The 15,704-nt window shown below is 70.0% G+C and carries 17 protein-coding genes; 7 read left to right on the forward strand and 10 right to left on the reverse strand.

Features of this window, described 5'->3' with window-relative positions; genetic code table 11:
- Positions 1 to 7 precede the first annotated feature (7 nt).
- Positions 8 to 808, reverse strand: a complete 801-nt coding sequence (locus FQ142_RS14340; RefSeq protein WP_149423838.1) for a DUF1206 domain-containing protein — start codon at positions 806 to 808, stop codon at positions 8 to 10.
- On the reverse strand, positions 805 to 1,254 hold the full coding sequence (locus FQ142_RS14345) for a winged helix-turn-helix transcriptional regulator (protein WP_149423839.1): 450 nt from the start codon (positions 1,252 to 1,254) through the stop codon (positions 805 to 807). The genes FQ142_RS14340 and FQ142_RS14345 overlap by 4 nt, the downstream gene beginning before the upstream one ends.
- A 90-nt stretch (positions 1,255 to 1,344) precedes the next feature.
- Here FQ142_RS14345 and FQ142_RS14350 point away from each other — a divergent pair, with 90 nt between their 5' ends.
- Complete coding sequence (locus FQ142_RS14350) at positions 1,345 to 1,737, forward strand: nuclear transport factor 2 family protein (RefSeq protein ID WP_056412891.1); 393 nt, start codon at positions 1,345 to 1,347, stop codon at positions 1,735 to 1,737.
- Between the two features lie 87 nt (positions 1,738 to 1,824).
- Here FQ142_RS14350 and FQ142_RS14355 read toward each other — a convergent pair whose 3' ends face one another.
- From FQ142_RS14355 to FQ142_RS14365, 3 genes are all read right to left on the reverse strand, one after another.
- Complete coding sequence (locus FQ142_RS14355) at positions 1,825 to 2,460, reverse strand: GyrI-like domain-containing protein (protein ID WP_188042413.1); 636 nt, start codon at positions 2,458 to 2,460, stop codon at positions 1,825 to 1,827.
- 111 nt (positions 2,461 to 2,571) lie between these two features.
- Positions 2,572 to 3,435 (reverse strand): AraC family transcriptional regulator, encoded by an 864-nt coding sequence (locus tag FQ142_RS14360; protein WP_149423841.1) that lies wholly within the window; start codon positions 3,433 to 3,435, stop codon positions 2,572 to 2,574.
- Positions 3,436 to 3,532: 97 nt separating this feature from the next.
- Positions 3,533 to 4,717 (reverse strand): ROK family transcriptional regulator, encoded by a 1,185-nt coding sequence (locus FQ142_RS14365; RefSeq protein ID WP_149423842.1) that lies wholly within the window; start codon positions 4,715 to 4,717, stop codon positions 3,533 to 3,535.
- A gap of 86 nt (positions 4,718 to 4,803) precedes the next feature.
- Here FQ142_RS14365 and xylA point away from each other — a divergent pair, with 86 nt between their 5' ends.
- Together xylA and xylB are read left to right on the forward strand one after the other, a co-directional pair.
- On the forward strand, positions 4,804 to 5,991 hold the full coding sequence (gene xylA, locus FQ142_RS14370) for a xylose isomerase (protein ID WP_149423843.1): 1,188 nt from the start codon (positions 4,804 to 4,806) through the stop codon (positions 5,989 to 5,991).
- 5 nt (positions 5,992 to 5,996) lie between these two features.
- Entirely contained in the window at positions 5,997 to 7,283 is a 1,287-nt protein-coding gene (gene xylB, locus FQ142_RS14375) for a xylulokinase (protein ID WP_149423844.1), read from the forward strand.
- A gap of 124 nt (positions 7,284 to 7,407) precedes the next feature.
- Here the strand turns inward: xylB and FQ142_RS14380 are convergent, their stop codons facing one another.
- From FQ142_RS14380 to FQ142_RS14390, 3 genes are read right to left on the reverse strand one after another with little or no spacing between them, the layout of a single operon-like run.
- Entirely contained in the window at positions 7,408 to 8,469 is a 1,062-nt protein-coding gene (locus FQ142_RS14380; protein WP_149423845.1) for a Gfo/Idh/MocA family protein, read from the reverse strand.
- Positions 8,466 to 9,224: a cupin domain-containing protein gene (locus FQ142_RS14385; RefSeq protein ID WP_149423846.1), complete on the reverse strand. Its 759-nt coding sequence runs from the start codon at positions 9,222 to 9,224 to the stop codon at positions 8,466 to 8,468. Before FQ142_RS14385 ends, FQ142_RS14380 begins: the two co-directional genes overlap by 4 nt.
- Positions 9,221 to 10,351 carry a Gfo/Idh/MocA family protein gene (locus tag FQ142_RS14390; protein ID WP_149423847.1) on the reverse strand — a complete coding sequence of 377 codons (1,131 nt, stop codon included), beginning with the start codon at positions 10,349 to 10,351 and terminating at the stop codon, positions 9,221 to 9,223. The genes FQ142_RS14385 and FQ142_RS14390 overlap by 4 nt, the downstream gene beginning before the upstream one ends.
- Positions 10,352 to 10,449: 98 nt before the next feature.
- Here FQ142_RS14390 and FQ142_RS14395 point away from each other — a divergent pair, with 98 nt between their 5' ends.
- The 3 genes from FQ142_RS14395 (at position 10,450) to FQ142_RS14405 (ending at position 13,074) form a co-directional block, all read left to right on the forward strand.
- Positions 10,450 to 11,436 (forward strand): LacI family DNA-binding transcriptional regulator, encoded by a 987-nt coding sequence (locus tag FQ142_RS14395; protein WP_149423848.1) that lies wholly within the window; start codon positions 10,450 to 10,452, stop codon positions 11,434 to 11,436.
- A 20-nt stretch (positions 11,437 to 11,456) separates the two neighbouring features.
- Complete coding sequence (locus tag FQ142_RS14400; RefSeq protein WP_149423849.1) at positions 11,457 to 12,392, forward strand: NAD(P)-dependent oxidoreductase; 936 nt, start codon at positions 11,457 to 11,459, stop codon at positions 12,390 to 12,392.
- Between the two features lie 64 nt (positions 12,393 to 12,456).
- On the forward strand, positions 12,457 to 13,074 hold the full coding sequence (locus tag FQ142_RS14405; RefSeq protein ID WP_149423850.1) for a TetR/AcrR family transcriptional regulator: 618 nt from the start codon (positions 12,457 to 12,459) through the stop codon (positions 13,072 to 13,074).
- A 124-nt stretch (positions 13,075 to 13,198) separates the two neighbouring features.
- Here the strand turns inward: FQ142_RS14405 and FQ142_RS14410 are convergent, their stop codons facing one another.
- Together FQ142_RS14410 and FQ142_RS14415 are read right to left on the reverse strand one after the other, a co-directional pair.
- Complete coding sequence (locus FQ142_RS14410) at positions 13,199 to 14,323, reverse strand: Gfo/Idh/MocA family protein (protein WP_149423851.1); 1,125 nt, start codon at positions 14,321 to 14,323, stop codon at positions 13,199 to 13,201.
- On the reverse strand, positions 14,320 to 15,144 hold the full coding sequence (locus tag FQ142_RS14415) for a sugar phosphate isomerase/epimerase family protein (protein ID WP_056412932.1): 825 nt from the start codon (positions 15,142 to 15,144) through the stop codon (positions 14,320 to 14,322). Before FQ142_RS14415 ends, FQ142_RS14410 begins: the two co-directional genes overlap by 4 nt.
- 157 nt (positions 15,145 to 15,301) lie before the next feature.
- Between FQ142_RS14415 and FQ142_RS14420 the strand changes: the two genes are divergently transcribed.
- Positions 15,302 to 15,697 carry a VOC family protein gene (locus FQ142_RS14420; RefSeq protein WP_149423852.1) on the forward strand — a complete coding sequence of 132 codons (396 nt, stop codon included), beginning with the start codon at positions 15,302 to 15,304 and terminating at the stop codon, positions 15,695 to 15,697.
- Positions 15,698 to 15,704: the final 7 nt, after the last annotated feature.

Genomic DNA, 15,704 nt, shown 5'->3' on the forward strand with positions numbered 1-15,704 from the left:
CGCGAGCTCACATCCGCGCGTAGCGGGCGCGGACCATAGAGAAGATGCCGTAGATCACGAGACCTGCACCGACGACCCACAGCACCAGGCGCCCGAACGGCAGATCGGTGAGGCTGCGCAGCGCGGCATCGAGGCCAGCGGCCTTCTCGGGATCCTGCGTCCACGCCGCCACCACGAACAGCACACCGGTGACCGCGATCGCGATGCCCTTCGCAAGGTAGCCCGCGACACCGAGGGCGATGATGCCCGGCCGCGCAGGTCCCGTCGGCACGTCCATCGTCTTCCTGAATCCGCGCGTGAACCCGATGACGACGAACCCCACTCCGACACCTGCGACGCTGAGCCCCAGGATGATGAGCAGCACCACCCCTCCCGGGGCGGAGAGCACCACCGCGCTGAGGGTCTGCGACGTCTTCTCGGACTCGACCGTGCCGCCGAAAGCGAAGATCAACGCGAGCCCGGCGATCACCAGGTACGCGCCGGCGATTCCGATCAGCTTCACCCGCTGGCCCCACTTGCGGGGTTCCGCGCCCGAGGCGAGCATGCCGCTCGCGACCTGCCAGATCGCGAGCGTGATCAGCGCGACGGCGACCACGGCGAGCAGCAGTCCGCCGATCGGAGTCGAGCGGATCTGCTCCATCGCGCCGTCCTGATCGGCGTCCCCGCCACCGCCCGAAGCGATCGAGATGGCTATGGCTCCGATGATGATGTGCACCACACCCACCATGACGAAACCCGCCCGCGCCACACGGCGGAAGGCGTCGGAATGCTGGGCCGTGCGCGCGGCATCCTTCGGGGAGGAGGTCATCCCTGCAGGATATCGCCGCGTGACGAGGCATCGGCGGGGCGTGCGGCGGCGCCATCGCCCACGCCATCGCCGTCGCCGAGGAGTCGGCGGTCGGCCTCGTCGTCGTAGCGATCCTGGGCGTCGAGGACCTCGTCGACATGCGATTCCGCCCAGATCCGCAGAGCCTGCAGCGGTTCGTGCAGTGTGCGCCCGAGCGGGGTGAGCCGATAGCGTGCGTGTCCGTCGTCGTCCACCGCGTGCGCGAGCATGCCGTCACGGTCGAGTGCGCGAAGAGTGTCGACCAGGACCTTCTTCGTGATCCCCTCGACCTTGCGGTGCAGCTCGCCGAACCGCAGCGGCTCCTCGTGCAGGAGGATGACGATCATCGCGGTCCACTTGTTGGCCACCCGCGCCAACGACGCGCGCGACGGGCAGCTCGAGGAGAACACGGTCCACTCGGGGCTCATCCGCTCGACATCCCTCCGGTGACGTTGAAGTGACCACGCCCGTATGGAGACGCTGGATGCTCAGAATACCGAGACGACGAGGAGGACATCATGTCGGCGATCGACATCGTGGGACAGTACGGGGCGGCCATGGCCGCGGGAGACATGCAGGCGCTGGCGGAGACGTTCGCCGCGGATGCCGTGTGGCACCAGCCGGGCAAGAGCCAGGTCTCCGGCGACAAGGTCGGCCCTGAGGCGATCATGGCGCACCTCGGGCACTTCATGGAGCTGAGCGGTGGCACCTTCGTCCTTGAGACCGACTCGGCGACCGAGAGCGGCGATCTCGTGTCGGCGACGGTGCGCTTCCGCGCCGCGCGCGAGGGACATGCGGATCTCGATCAGCACGGCGTCGATGTGTTCCGCGTGGCGGCCGGGCGGATCGCGGAGGTGTGGCTGATCAGTGAGGACCAGCAGGCGGAAGACGCATTCTGGGGCCACGCCTGAGACGGAGAGCAGCGGCCACGTCCGAGGCTGACGCTGAGGTCGGAGAGGCGCATCGGTGCTCTCCGGCCCCGGCGCCGGACCGGTGGGTCACCCCACGCGCTCGACCGGCTGCCGGAGGATGGTGCGGAGCTTCGCCGGCTCGACCCGTCGGACGTCGCTGAGATAGATCTCGTGATGCAGACCGGTCATGCGCAGGCCGCTGTCGGGGATGAACCGCTCGTGCAGATCGGCGAGAACCGGAGCCTCGTCGTCATAGGAGCCGACATGCAGGGTCTGCACGCAGAGTCCCTCGTCGAGCGTGTCGAGGCGCACCGAACGCAGCGTTGGGTTGTGCGACTGCTTCTTCTTCGCCGCCTTCTGCTCGACCGCCTCGACGGCATCGGTGAACATCTCGGTAGTGACATGGTCGGGAACCATGACCATCAGCGTCCACACCCACGCCGACTTGTCGCGCCGCGAGGTGAACGACGCCATGTCGGGCGCGTGCCACAGCCCCTCGAGCGGCATCACGACGGTGTCGACGCCGAGGGCCTTCCTGCTCTCGAACTTGAGCGTGTACGCCAGCGGGAAGAGCGCCGCGAGCGCATCGGAGTAGGCCGGTGCCGTGTTCGGATCGCCCGCGCCATCGATCATCAGATACCGCATCGCCGGCACCTCGAGAATGCGGAACTCACCCCGCTTCGCCCGGTAGGCGTCGAGCGTCTTCTTCGGATCGATCGCCATCGCCGTTCCTCTCGCTCCAGGTGGGACCTCCGGCCGCGGCGACAGTGTCGCACCGACGTCCGACATCGGGCGGGCGATGTGCGGCCCGATCGCATCACCCGCCCGACCCGATCACGCCCGCTCGACCGCCAGCCAGAGTTCGCACGATGCATACGTGCCGGTGAACTCGAGGTATCGGACGATCGACGGCCCCGGTCGCAGCCTCCACGGGTTCGACGGGAACCAGTCGCTCGCGGTCGCGGCCCAGAGGTTCTGCAGGGTCTCGGGAAACGGCCCTGCAGCGGCGAAGACCGCCCACGACCCCGGCTCCACCCCGATGGTGTCGAGGTCATCAGGCACCGCTGCCGTGGGGTCCACGGAGACTCCATGCAGATAGGTGAGCTCCGTGCCCTCGGGCGCATCAGGGGCGGTATCGCCCGTGACGGCGAGGATCCCGGAGGGCTCCGCGTCGCTGAGCCGCGCGAGTCTGACGTGCTCCTCGGGTGCGATCGACGCGATGTGCGCCTGGATGTGCGGATTGGCTCCCACGTGGATGAGCGGGACTTGCACGGCATGGCCCACGAGGACCAGCGCGGGCAGGGTGGTGATGGTGACGTCCATCGGGGTGCTCCCTTCGACGCTCAGGCGGAACCGGAGCGTGGATTGTGTACGGAGAGGACCACCGTCTCGGCGTGCGTCGACGGGACCGATGCCGTGCACCGCGCGGAACGCCCGACCGAACGCCTCAGCAGAGCCGTAGCCGTGTCGCACCGCGACCTCGAGCACGCTCGATGCGCCCGCGGCGAGCTCGGCACCCGCGAGGGTCATGCGACGCCGACGGACGTATTCCGACAGCGGCATGCCGGCCAGCGCCGAGAACATCCGGCGGAGGTGGTACTCGGTCGTGCCGTGTGTACGAGCGAACCGGGCGATGTCGAGATCTGTCTGCGGGTCGCTCTCCACGAGCGCGACCAGCGCATTGAGCGTTCCGATCACGAGGCCCTCCTTTCCCCACCATCGTGCGCCGATCCCGTTCGCACCACCCGATCATCCGGATCGGATGCGATCGGATGCGATCGGGTCGTGAGGCGCGTCAGCTGCGCTCCCCCGGGTCCGCCAGCAGACCGGCGAAGGCGAGTTCCGCGGCTCCGATCAGCAGCCGGTCCACGCCCAGGTCTGCCGGACGGATCTCGAGCCCCTCGACACTCTCGGACATCGCGAGAGCACCGACGTCTGCCGCGATCTGCTCGGAGCGCAGATCCGCGATAGTCGCGAGGAACCCTCCCAGGACGACGAGGGACGGATTGAGCACGTTGACGGCATTGGCCAGTGCGCTCGCGAGCACGTGCGCCTGGCGCGTGATCTCCTCGGACACCGCGTCCGAGGTCGAGGCGGAGAGCTCGGCGTCGAGCGTCTCGTCGTCGGCGGCGTGCGGGCCGACCGCGTCGAGGCCGACAGCGTCGAGCAGCAGCCGCCTGCTCACCTCCGCTTCGAGGACGCCGTCGCCCGTGCGGCGGTCGCCGTCCGCGGAGATGCGCGGACGGTTCTGTCCGAACTCCCCGGCGTATCCGCCCACCCCCGCGACCGCCCGGCCCTGGATGATCAGGCCGCCGCCGATGCCCGACGCGCCGCCGTTCAGGTAGACGATGTCGTCGATCCCCCGCCCCGCGCCGTAACGGTGCTCGGCGATGGCACCGAGCGTGGCGTCGTTGTCGACGAAGGTCGGCGTCCCGGTCGCAGCCCTCACCAGATCAGCGAGCGGCACGTCGGCCCACTCGAGGTGAGGGGCGTTGCGCACGACGCCGTCCGAGGTGCGCACGAGACCGGGGACGGCGACGCCGACGGCCTCGATGCGTACGTCGGCGAGGGGGCCGTCGCGCCAGGCGGTCACACGGCCGGCGATCGTCTCGGCGACGGCCTCGGGGGTGGGCGTGTCACGGTTGGGCAGCCGCTCGCGCACCAGGATGCTGCGGTCGAGGCCGACCGCGGCGATCTCGATGGCATCCACCTCGGGGTTCACCGCGATCGCGACGACCCGTGCCGACGCGCTCACGACCGGCGAGGGGCGGCCCACCCGACCCGCGACGTCAGGGATCCGCTCGTCGACGAGTCCCCTCCGCACCAACTCCCCCACGAGGTCGGCGATCGTCGAACGGTTGAGTCCGGTCTGCTCGGTGAGCGCTGCCCTCGAGCGGGCGCCGTCCTCGTGAACGACCCGCAGGATGCGGGAGAGATTGTGGGCGCGCGTGCCCGGCGCGGGGCTCGGCTGTGACGGCATCCCTTCACTGTAGGGGGTGGACGACCGCACCGACATGAGATATGTTGTGATTCACAACTTATTCGCTGACCTGCACAGGAGCAGACATGCCCACTCCCACCCGTGACGACAAGTTCTCCTTCGGCCTGTGGACCGTGGGCTACAACGGTGCCGACCCGTTCGGCGGCCCCACCCGACCCGCGCTCGACGTGGTGCACGCGGTCGAGAAGCTCGCAGAGCTGGGCGCCTACGGCCTCACCTTCCACGACGACGACCTGTTCGCCTTCGGATCGACGGACTCCGAGCGCCGGACGCAGATCGACCGCCTCACGGGCGCGCTCGCCGACACCGGACTGATCGTCCCGATGGTGACGACCAACCTCTTCAGCGCCCCCGTCTTCAAAGACGGCGGCTTCACCTCGAACGATCGCGACGTGCGCCGCTTCGCACTGCGCAAGGTGCTGCGCAACCTCGACCTCGCCGCCGAGCTCGGCGCCAAGACGTTCGTGATGTGGGGCGGCCGCGAAGGCGCCGAGTACGACTCCGCGAAGGACATCCGTAAGGCGCTCGAGCGCTACCGCGAGGCCGTCAACCTGCTCGGCGACTACGTCACCGACAAGGGATACGACATCCGCTTCGCGATCGAGCCGAAGCCGAACGAGCCGCGAGGCGACATCCTGCTGCCGACTCTCGGGCATGCGATCGCCTTCATCGACTCGCTCGAGCGACCCGAGCTCGTGGGCGTGAACCCCGAGGTCGGTCACGAGCAGATGGCCGGCCTCAACTTCACCGCCGGGATCGCGCAGGCCCTGTACCACGGCAAGCTCTTCCACATCGACCTCAACGGCCAGCGGGGCATCAAGTACGACCAGGACCTGGTGTTCGGTCACGGCGACCTGCACAACGCGTTCTCGCTGGTGGACCTGCTCGAGAACGGCGGCCCGGGAGGCGTTCCCGCCTACGACGGCCCCCGCCACTTCGACTACAAGCCCAGCCGCACCGAGGACGAGACCGGCGTGTGGGACTCGGCCGCCGCGAACATGCGCACCTACCTGCTGCTCAAGGAGCGGGCCGCCGCGTTCCGCGCCGACCCCGAGGTGCAGGAGGCGCTCGCCGCCGCGCGCGTCGATGAGCTGGCGACACCCACCCTCGCCCCGGGCGAGACGTACGACGACCTGCTCGCGGACCGCGCCGCCTACGAGGACCTCGACGCGAGCGCGTACTTCGGCGGCAAGGGGTTCGGCTTCGTCCGCCTGCAGCAGCTCGCGACCGAGCACCTGCTCGGCGCCCGCTGATCGTCATGCCGCTGGTGCTCGGGGTCGACTCGTCGACCCAGTCCTGCAAGGCGGTCGTTGTCGACACCGCGACCGGCACGGTCGTCCGCACCGGTCGCGCGCCGCACCCCGAGGGGACGTCCGTCGACCCCGAGTCCTGGTGGCGTGCTCTCGAGGACGCGATCTCGGAGGCGGGCCCGCTCTCCGACGTCGAGGCGTGGTCGATCGGCGGCCAGCAGCACGGCCTGGTCGCCCTCGACGCGTCAGGGCGCGTGATCCGCGATGCGCTGCTCTGGAACGACACCCGCTCGGCGGGCGCCGCGGCCGATCTCATCGCCGAGTTCGGCGCCTCGGTGCTGGCCGCGCGCACGGGGCTGGTGCCCGTCGCGTCGTTCACGATCACCAAGCTGCGCTGGCTGCGCGACCATGAGCCCGAGAACGCGACGCGCGTCGCGGCCGTCGCGCTGCCGCACGACTGGCTCACCTGGCGTCTGCGCGGCTTCGGCCCCCACAACCCGGTGCTCGACGAGCTCGTCACCGACCGCTCGGACGCCTCGGGCACCGGCTATTGGAATCCCCTGACCGGCGAGTACGATCGCGAGCTGCTCGTGGCGGCGCTCGGACACGACGTGGTGCTGCCGCGCGTGCTCGCGCACGACGAGTGGGTGACGGACGCCGACGGGCGCCGCGTCGGCGCAGGAGCGGGCGACAACGCGGCGGCGGCGCTCGGACTCGGCGCCGCGCCGGGAGATGTCGTCGTCTCGATCGGCACCTCCGGCACCGTCTGCGCGATCAGCCGGACGCCCGTCATCGACCCCACCGGCACCGTCGCCGGCTTCGCCGACGCATCAGGGAACTTCCTCCCTCTCGTCGCGACGCTGAACGCGGCGCGCGTCGTGGATGTCACGGCGGCCCTGCTCGGCGTCACGCACGGTGAGTTCAGCGACCTCGCCCTGCACGCCGATCCCGGCGCGGCCGGGCTGACACTCCTCCCCTATTTCGAGGGTGAGCGCACCCCGAACCTGCCTGACGCCACGGCATCACTGTCGGGGATGACGCTCGCGTCGACCACGAGGGCCAATCTCGCGCGTGCCGCGGTGGAGGGCATGCTGCGCGGCCTCGGCGCGGGCCTCGACGCCCTGCGAGAGCTCGGCATCCCCCTCGAGCGCGCCCTGCTCATCGGCGGAGGCGCGCAGTCCGAGGCCGTGCGCCGGATCGCTCCCGACATCCTCGGCCTCACGGTCGAGGTGCCCGAGCCCGGCGAGTACGTGGCGCTGGGCGCGGCGCGACAGGCGGCCCAGCTGGTCGGCTGAGCGAGCGGCACCAACCCGTCGGGAGGAGAACTCCGCGTCGGGCGGAGAACTCTGCGTCGAGAGGTTAGATCCCCCGCATCCGTCCTCCCGAGGCGCAGTTCTCCGCCGCACGAGATGGATGCCGTCAGCCGGCGAGCACCCGAGCATCCCGCTGCGCGATGATGCTCAGCTCTGCCGCGGTGAAGGCGTGCGCCTGCGTCATCGCGTGCTCGGTGCGGTCGAGGCAGTCGCGGATGAGCTGCCCGAAGAACGGGAACCCGGTCTTGCCCGTCGCATCGAACCGGAACTGCCCGTCCTGGTTGACCAGCAGCACCTGCCCGCCGCCGTTGTCGGTCGTGATGTCGGTGTACTTGCGCAGCTCGATGTACCCATCGGTGCCGAGAAGGACGGTGCGGCCATCGCCGAAGACATCGAGCCCCGCCGGGGTGAACCAGTCCACACGCACGTACCCGGTGGTGCCGTTGTCGAGCACGACGTGCGCGTCTCCGAAGTCCTGCAACCCAGGAGTCTCAGGGTGCGCGTAGTTCGCCACCGTCGAGCTGACGATCTCGCCGTCGGTCGCGCCGGTGTAGTGGAGCATCTGCTCGAAGTTGTGGCTGCCGATGTCGCAGATGATGCCGCCATACTGCTCCGGGTCGTAGAACCAGTCCGGGCGCCCGGCGCCGATGCGGTGCGGCCCGAACGACGCGACCTGCAGCACGGTGCCGATCGCACCCTGGTCGATCAGCTGGCCGGCGAGAATCGCGGCCTCGGAGTGCACCCGTTCGCCGTAATAGACCGCGAAGGTGCGGCCGGTGCGCGCCACGGCGTCGCGCGCGGCCGCGAGGTCGTCGATCGTGGTGATGGCGGGCTTGTCGGCGAAGAAGTCCTTGCCCGCATCCAGCACGCGCACGCCGAGCGGAGCCCGCTGGTTCGCGATCGACGCGCTCGCGACGAGCTGCACCTCGGGGTCGCGGAGCACCTCCTGCTCACTCGCGGCGGCCCGCGCCTGCGGGAACCGTTCGAGGAAGTCGGCGACCTTCGCGGGGTCGTCGTCGTGGACGAGCGCGAGGGTCGCACCGGCATCGATGAGCTGCTCGACCATCCCGTGGATGTGCCCGTGCGCCAGGCCGACGGCCGCGAAGACAAACTCTCCGGGGCCGACGACCGGCTCGGGCAGCGGATCGAAGGTGTACGTGCGGGTCATCGGTCGTTCTCCTCGTCGGTCGCGGCGCTGTCGGTCATGTCGTCATCTGTCACGTCGTAGGTGCGCAGGCGACCGCACATGCCGTACCCGCGATCCCCCACCGAGGGTACGGCCTGGTGCACCCGCGCATCGGCGAGGTGCGCCACCGAACCGGATGCGACGGCTGCGGCGAGCGCGAGCGACTGCTCGGCCTGCGCGAGCGGACGTGCGCGCACGAGGTCGCTCCACGCCTCGGCACGATCGCGCACCAACGCACCCGCGGCGGCATGGAAGTCGTCGAGAGCCGCATGATCGCCCGCGACGACCGCATCCCGCAGGGCCTCGAATCCGGTCACGGCGAGGTCCCGACGTGCGGACGCGCGCGCGGCTCTGCCGCTCTCGCCTCCGAGGGACGCCGCCGCCGCGTACGCCTCGGGGTCCGCCAGGACCTCTGGGGGGAAGGTCATCACGGCATCCCCCGCCTCGGGCAGCCCTGCGTTGCTCATCAGCACGACGACTCGGAGGTCGCCACGGTTCACGGCACGGTGGATGGTTCCCGGGGTGAACCAGACGACCGATCCCGCCGACAGGGCGGTCTCTCGGAAGCCGTCCGCGTCGATCGTCTGCAGCGCGCCCTGCCCCGAGATCACCACGTAGGCCTCGGTCGAGACGAGGTGCATGTGCGGGCTCCCGCCGCAGATGCCGTCGGGCGCTGCATCTGCATAGACGTCCAGGTGCGACAGCGACGTGCCGCCGGGGAACGAGGATGCGGTCACGATGCCGCCTCGATCAGCGAGGCCTTCTTCTCGAAGAAGTGCGGCGCGTTCGCGACGAGGCGGCCCGCCCGGTAGTACGGATCGGATGCCGCGATGGGCAGGGACACGAACCCGCGCTCGAAGCCCGCCCTGTAGATCGCCGTCACGACCTCGACCGCGTTGCGCCCGTCCTGGCCCGTGGAGACCGGGGCGCGTCCCTCGCGGACGGCGGCGAGCAGATCGCCGATCTGTCCTTCGTGACCGAGGTGGGCAAGTGGTGTGCGTGCGGCGACGAGGGCCTCGATGCCGGCCACGACGTCGGGATCACCGCCCGGTTCCGGGAAGCCGTCCGGACGGGATCGCTCGGCGACCACCGAGAAGGGCTGGGAGACTCGCGCGTGCGCACCCTGGATCACGATCGCCTGCTCCTGACCGTGATGCACGACCGAGCTGGTCAGCTGCGCGAGTCCGCGGTCGTAGCGGAAGAGCGCGACGGACAGGTCCTCGACCTCGGCGTTCTCGTGCTGCGCGTTGGCGAGCATCGCGGTGATCTCGGTGGGGCTGCCCAGCAGCCAGAGCAGCAGGTCGATGTGGTGGATGGCGTGGTTGAGCGTGCATCCGCCACCCTCCTTCTCCCACGTGCCGCGCCACCAGAGGTCGTAGTAGGGCAGCCCCCGCCACCAGGCCGAGTCGACGCGGACGTGGGAGATCGAGCCGAGGATCCCCGAGTCGACGACGTCTTTGAGGGCTGCGAGATCATCGCGGAAGCGGTTCTGCGCGACGACCGACAGGATCCTGCCCGAGCGCTGCTGCGCGGCGAGCATCGCATCGCACTCCTCGAGCGAGGGTGCCATGGGCTTCTCGACGAGCACGTGGATGCCCGCGTCGAGGGCAGCGACCGCGAGGGCGGCATGGGTCGAGGGCGGGGTCGCGATGCTCACGATGTCGAGCCGCGCGTCCGCCAGCATCGCGTGCGGGTCGTCGAACGCCGCGACCTCGGTGAGGCCGAAGGCCACGGCCTTGTCCTGGGCCTTGCCCGGCACGACATCGGCCAGCGCCACGATCTCGCAGGACTCGGGGAACGCGCGGTACGCCTCGATGTGGGCGTCGGCGATGCCGCCGGTCCCGATGATGCCGATCCTGAGCATGACGCGACTCCTCGTTGAGCTGTTACTACGTATTACTAAGACGTAGTAGATACTATCGAGGGACACCCCGGACACGTCAACCCCGGAAGGACGGCTGCATGGATCGGCGACCGACCAGCCACGACGTCGCGCATCGCGCCGGGGTCTCGCAGTCGACGGTGTCGATGGTGTTCACCGGCCGCTCGGGCATCTCCGAGGCGACACGCGACCGGGTGCTGCGCGCCGCCGCCGAGCTGCACTACCGGCCGAATCTCGCCGCACGGTCGATGCGCACCCAGCGCACCGGTCGCCTCGCCGTGGTGGTGCCGATCGCGACGATGAACCCGCTGACGCTGCTCTCGGGAGCCATCGCGGCGGCCCGCGACGCGGGGTACGTGGTCGAGGTCGTCAGCCTGCCCGACGAGGAGCCCGGCCGAGGCGAACGGCTGAGCGACGTGGTGGACTCGGGCCAGTACGAGGGGATCCTCTCGTTCACTCCCCTGCCCGCCGTCGTCACCGCCGAGGGCGGGCCCGTCGTGCTGCCGGTGGGCGAGTTCGACGAGGCCATGCACATGACAGGGGAGTTCACCGACGCGCGTCCCATCACCGAGATGATCACGCACCTGGCGGCGCAGGGCCATCGGCGCTTCCTGCACCTCGCCGGCGCCGAGGAGTTCCCCTCCGCGCGCGCTCGGCGGGAGACGTATGTCGAGACGACCACCCGCCTGGGCCTCCACTCGCTCGGCATCGTGGCGAACGACTGGAGCGCGGCGGCCGGCGCGGAGGCGATCGCCGCGCTGCCCGACGACGCGCCGCCGCTCGCCGTGATCGCCGCGAACGACCTCCTCGCCACCGGAGCCATCCGCGCAGCCGTCCGTCGCGGCTGGCGCCTGCCCGACGACGTGGCCGTGACGGGGTGGGACGACCACCTGCAGAGTGCGTTCCTCGTCCCGTCGCTGACGAGCGTCGCGCAGGATCGTGAGCGGCTCGGCGCCTACTCGATGCACCGTCTCATCGCGGCGGTGCGCGGGGAGGATCCGCCGCAGAAACCGGAGCGCCTGCTCACCGTCGTCTGGCGCGAGTCGACCGAATCCCCCCAGTCCTGATCGCGAACACGGAGGCACCCATGAAGATCCTGATCCCGAACACCATCGAACTGCCGCTGACGGCCGATGTCGACGCCGTCGTCTACGACACGGCCGCCGACATCCCCGACGAGCATCGCGATGCCGAGATGCTCGTCGTCTGGGGCAACTCCGCCTCCTGGCTGCAGAACGCGGCCGGATCCCTGCCGCGGGTGCGTCTCGTGCAGGCGCTCGCCTCCGGCGCCGATGCGGTGCTGAACGCCGGGTTCGCCCCCGAGGTGCGCATCTGCTCGGGGCGCTCTCTGCACGACGGCCCGGTCGCCGAGCACGCGCTCGCGCTGATCCTGAGCGCCGTGCGCCGGATCGACCGTCTTCGCGACGCGCAGCATGAGCACCGTTGGGATGACGCGTTCAACCAGGAGCAGGCCGCGTCAGCGACGCGCGCACACCACACCCTCGACGGCGCCCGCGTCACGATCTGGGGGTTCGGCTCGATCGCCTCGACCCTCGCCCCGCTGCTCGCAGCGCTCGGAGCCCAGGTCGAGGGCATCGCCCGCACGGCCGGACGCCGAGCGGGCTTCGAGGTGCACGCGGATGCCGACGCGGCGGCGCTCCTCGCCGAGACCGACGTTCTGGTGTCGATCCTCCCCGCCACCGACGCCACCGCCGACCTGTTCGATGCCGAGATCTTCGGGACGCTGAAGCGCGGTGCCGTGTTCGTGAACGTCGGGCGCGGGGCGACGGTCGACGAGACCGCCCTCATCGCCGCCCTCGAGTCGGGGCAGCTGCGGGCGGCGGCGATCGACGTCGCGAAGGCCGAGCCGCTGCCGGCATCCGATCCGCTGTGGGAGGCACCGAACCTCCTGCTCACCCCGCACGTCGCCGGCAACCGCCCGGTCGGCGCCGCGGACCTGGTCGATGAGAACATCGCCCGACTGCAGGCGGGTGACGAGCTCGTCAATCAGGTGCACCCCTGAGCTGTACGGCCGCTGAATAACCTCCAATCGGAGGTTTTCGGCGCGCCCTCGCTATCATCGGAGGATGACCGATCCGACACCCCGATCGTCGGGACCGCGAGGGAGCTACGCGAAGGGCATCGCGCGGCGTCAGGAGATCCTCGACAAGTCGATCGAGGTGTTCGCGAAACGCGGGGCGAAGAAGACCAGCCTGCGCGCGATCGCTCAGGAGGTCGGCGTGACGCATGCCGCCCTCACCCACTACTTCGGCTCTCTCGAAGACCTGCTCGTGGCCGTCTACCGCGAGCACGAGCGCCGCTCCGACTCCGAGCACCCCGAGACGCCGGCGGATGTGAGCCCTGCGCTGATGATGCGCGTCTCCGCCGAGGAGAACCGCAGCATCCCCGGCCTGATCCAGCTGTACTCCACGCTCGTCGCCACAGCACTCGAGGAGGAGGGCTCCCCGGCCCACGAGTTCGCGACCCAGCGATTCGGTCGACTCCGCGTCGAGCTCACCGAGCGGGTGCGTCTGCTGCAGTCCACCGGACAGCTGCGCGACGACCTCGACCCCGCGCTCGTCGCGGCCCTCGTCATCGCGGCCTCCGACGGACTGCAGACGCAATGGCTCCTCGACCCGTCGGTCGACCATGAGGCCGCTCTCGAGATGCTCGACAACCTGCTCGCCGGCGACCAGCGCCGATAGGCACACCCGGCGACGAGCACCGCCGGCGACGCACCCCCGATCCTGCGGCCGGGCGGGCCGGACGGACCGCGCCCCCGTCGACGCAGTGTCGACGGGGGCGCGGTCGGTGCAGAGGACGAGCCGACTAGAGCGTCGCCGCGAACGGGTCGAAGCCCTCGGGGAGCAGCGGAACCGGTGTGACCGTGCTCTCGACCACGATCGTCTGGCCTGTTGCGGCCGACTCCTGCGCCGAGAGCAGGATGTCGAGCACATGGAAGCCGAGTTCACCCGAAGCGACGTGCGGACGCCCCTCGGCGATCGCGCGCGCCATGTCGAGCGCGCCGATGCCGCGTCCGACCTGCACGTCGTCATGCTCGATCTCGATCCACTCCTGCTCGAATGACATGCCGTCGCGGATCACACCGAGCGGCTTGACGTATGCGATGCGACCGGCGAACTGGTTCGGATCGGGGATCACGATCGTGCCCTCGGTGCCGTGGATCTCGACGATGCCGTGGCGCTCGAGAGCGGAGTCGAAGCTCAGCAGGCTCTGCGCCTGCGCGCCGCCTTCGAAGGCCGTCACGATCTGGATCGTCGAGGGCACCTCGACCGGGAACGTGGTTCCCGCGTTCGGACCCGCGTGGATCTCGCGCTCTTCGCGGGCCTTCGATCCGACGGCCGCGATGCGGTCGACGGGGCCGAGCAGGCTCACGAGGGCCGAGAAGTAGTACGGCCCCATGTCGAGCAGCGGCCCCGCACCCTCCGCGAAGAGGAAGGCAGGACTCGGGTGCCACAGATCGGGTCCCTGGGTCTGGAACGTGGTCTGGGCGAACAGCGGGCGGCCGATGACTCCGCTCTCGATCGCACGACGAGCGGCCTGGAAGCCCGGGCCGAGCAGCGTGTCGGGGGCGGAGCCGATCCGCAGGCCCGCGGCGTCGGCCTCGCGCAGCAGCTCGGCAGCGCCGTCGCGGTCGAGCCCGAGGGGCTTCTCCGTCCAGACGTGCTTGCCTGCGGCGATCGCGGCGCGGGAGACCTCGATGTGCACGGCGGGGATCGTCAGGTTGATGACCAGATCGACGCCGGGGTGGGCGAGGACGTCGTCGGCGGTGCCGAACGACGGCACCCCGTACTTCGTCGCCTGCGCCTCGGCGCGGTCGACCAGCAGGTCGCCGACGACGAGCACCTCGACGTCGGGGAACGACGACAGGTTCTCGAGGTAGGTGTCGCTGATGACACCGAGGCCGATGATGCCGATGCCGACCGCGCTCATCGTGCGAACCCGCCCTCGATGAGGAACGAGTAGCTCGCGGCGATGTCGGCGAAGACGTCACCCGGGGCGTTGTCGTATTCGATGATGGCGTACTTCAGGTCGGATGCCGCGCGCAGCGAGTCCGCGAGGGGCACGTCGCCCGTGCCCGCGTGACGCTGGTCGAGGCTCGCCGAGCCGAACTCCGCGGCACCGGGTGCGAACGGGTTGCTGGCCGGCGCGACGCCGTCCTTGACGTGCGCGGCGACGAGGCGGTCGCCGAGGCGCGAGACCAGCGCGGTCACGTCCTGCTCGCCCACGAGCGCCCAGTACAGGTCGAGCTCGAGCACGACGCGCTCGTCGGTCAGCGCGACGAAGCGCTCGTAGGCCGTCTGCCCGTCGAACTCCTCGACGAACTCCTGGGCGTGGTTGTGGTACCCGACCTCGAGGCCGAAGGTCGCGGCGGTCTCGACCAGCGCGTTCAGGCGCTCGGCGATGTCGGTGACGCCCTCGAGCGTGAACCAGCGTTCGGGAACCACGAACGGGTCGATCACGGTCTTGATGCCGACCTTGGCCGCGGCCTCGAAGACGACCTCGGGCGCGGGGGTCGGGATCGATCCGTCCGGCGTCCACAGCTCGTCCGAGAGCAGCGGTGCGTGGCCGGTGGGCGAGACGAGGCCGGAGGCGTCGAGGGCCGCGCGGATCTCATCGGGACGGCGCACGAAGTCGAACGCCTCGACGTTGCGCAGTCCGATGGCGGCGAGCTTGTCGAGCGAGCCGCCCATGTCGGCGGAGAACTCCGCGGCGAGTGTGTACAGCTGAACAGATGCTTCTGGCAGGGCCACGTTGACCTTCCTTGATTGTGCGAGTGGACGGAGGAATCGCCCGCGGCCAGAGTACCAGAAACCTCCACGTGGAAGTAATGAGATTCTCGTATTCACCGCGTAGAGAGCGCACCCGCACACCCTGGACATGCGCGGTGCGGCGGCGCATGCTGAACGCATGAGCGCATTCCAGACCACACGGGCATTCAGCGGGTTCAGCGTCGACGACATCGATGCCGCCCGCTCGTTCTACGGCGACGTCCTCGGACTCCGGGTCGAGACCAACGCGATGGGGTTCCTCGACATCCGTCTTCCCGACGGCGGATCGATCCTCGTCTACGCGAAGCCCGACCACACTCCGGCGAGCTTCACGATCCTGAACTTCCCCGTCGACGACATCGATGCCGCCGTCGACGACCTCAACGGACGTGGCGTGGCGACGAAGATCTACGACGATTCCGAGTTCGACAGCGACCCGAAGGGCATCATGCGGGGCGGACCGGGGCGCGGGCCCGACATCGCCTGGTTCCGCGACCCGGCCGGCAACGTCCTCGCGGTGATGTCCGCCGCCTGAGCCGGAG

The sequence above is a fragment of the Microbacterium sp. ANT_H45B genome (assembly GCF_008369345.1).
GTDB lineage: Bacteria > Actinomycetota > Actinomycetes > Actinomycetales > Microbacteriaceae > Microbacterium.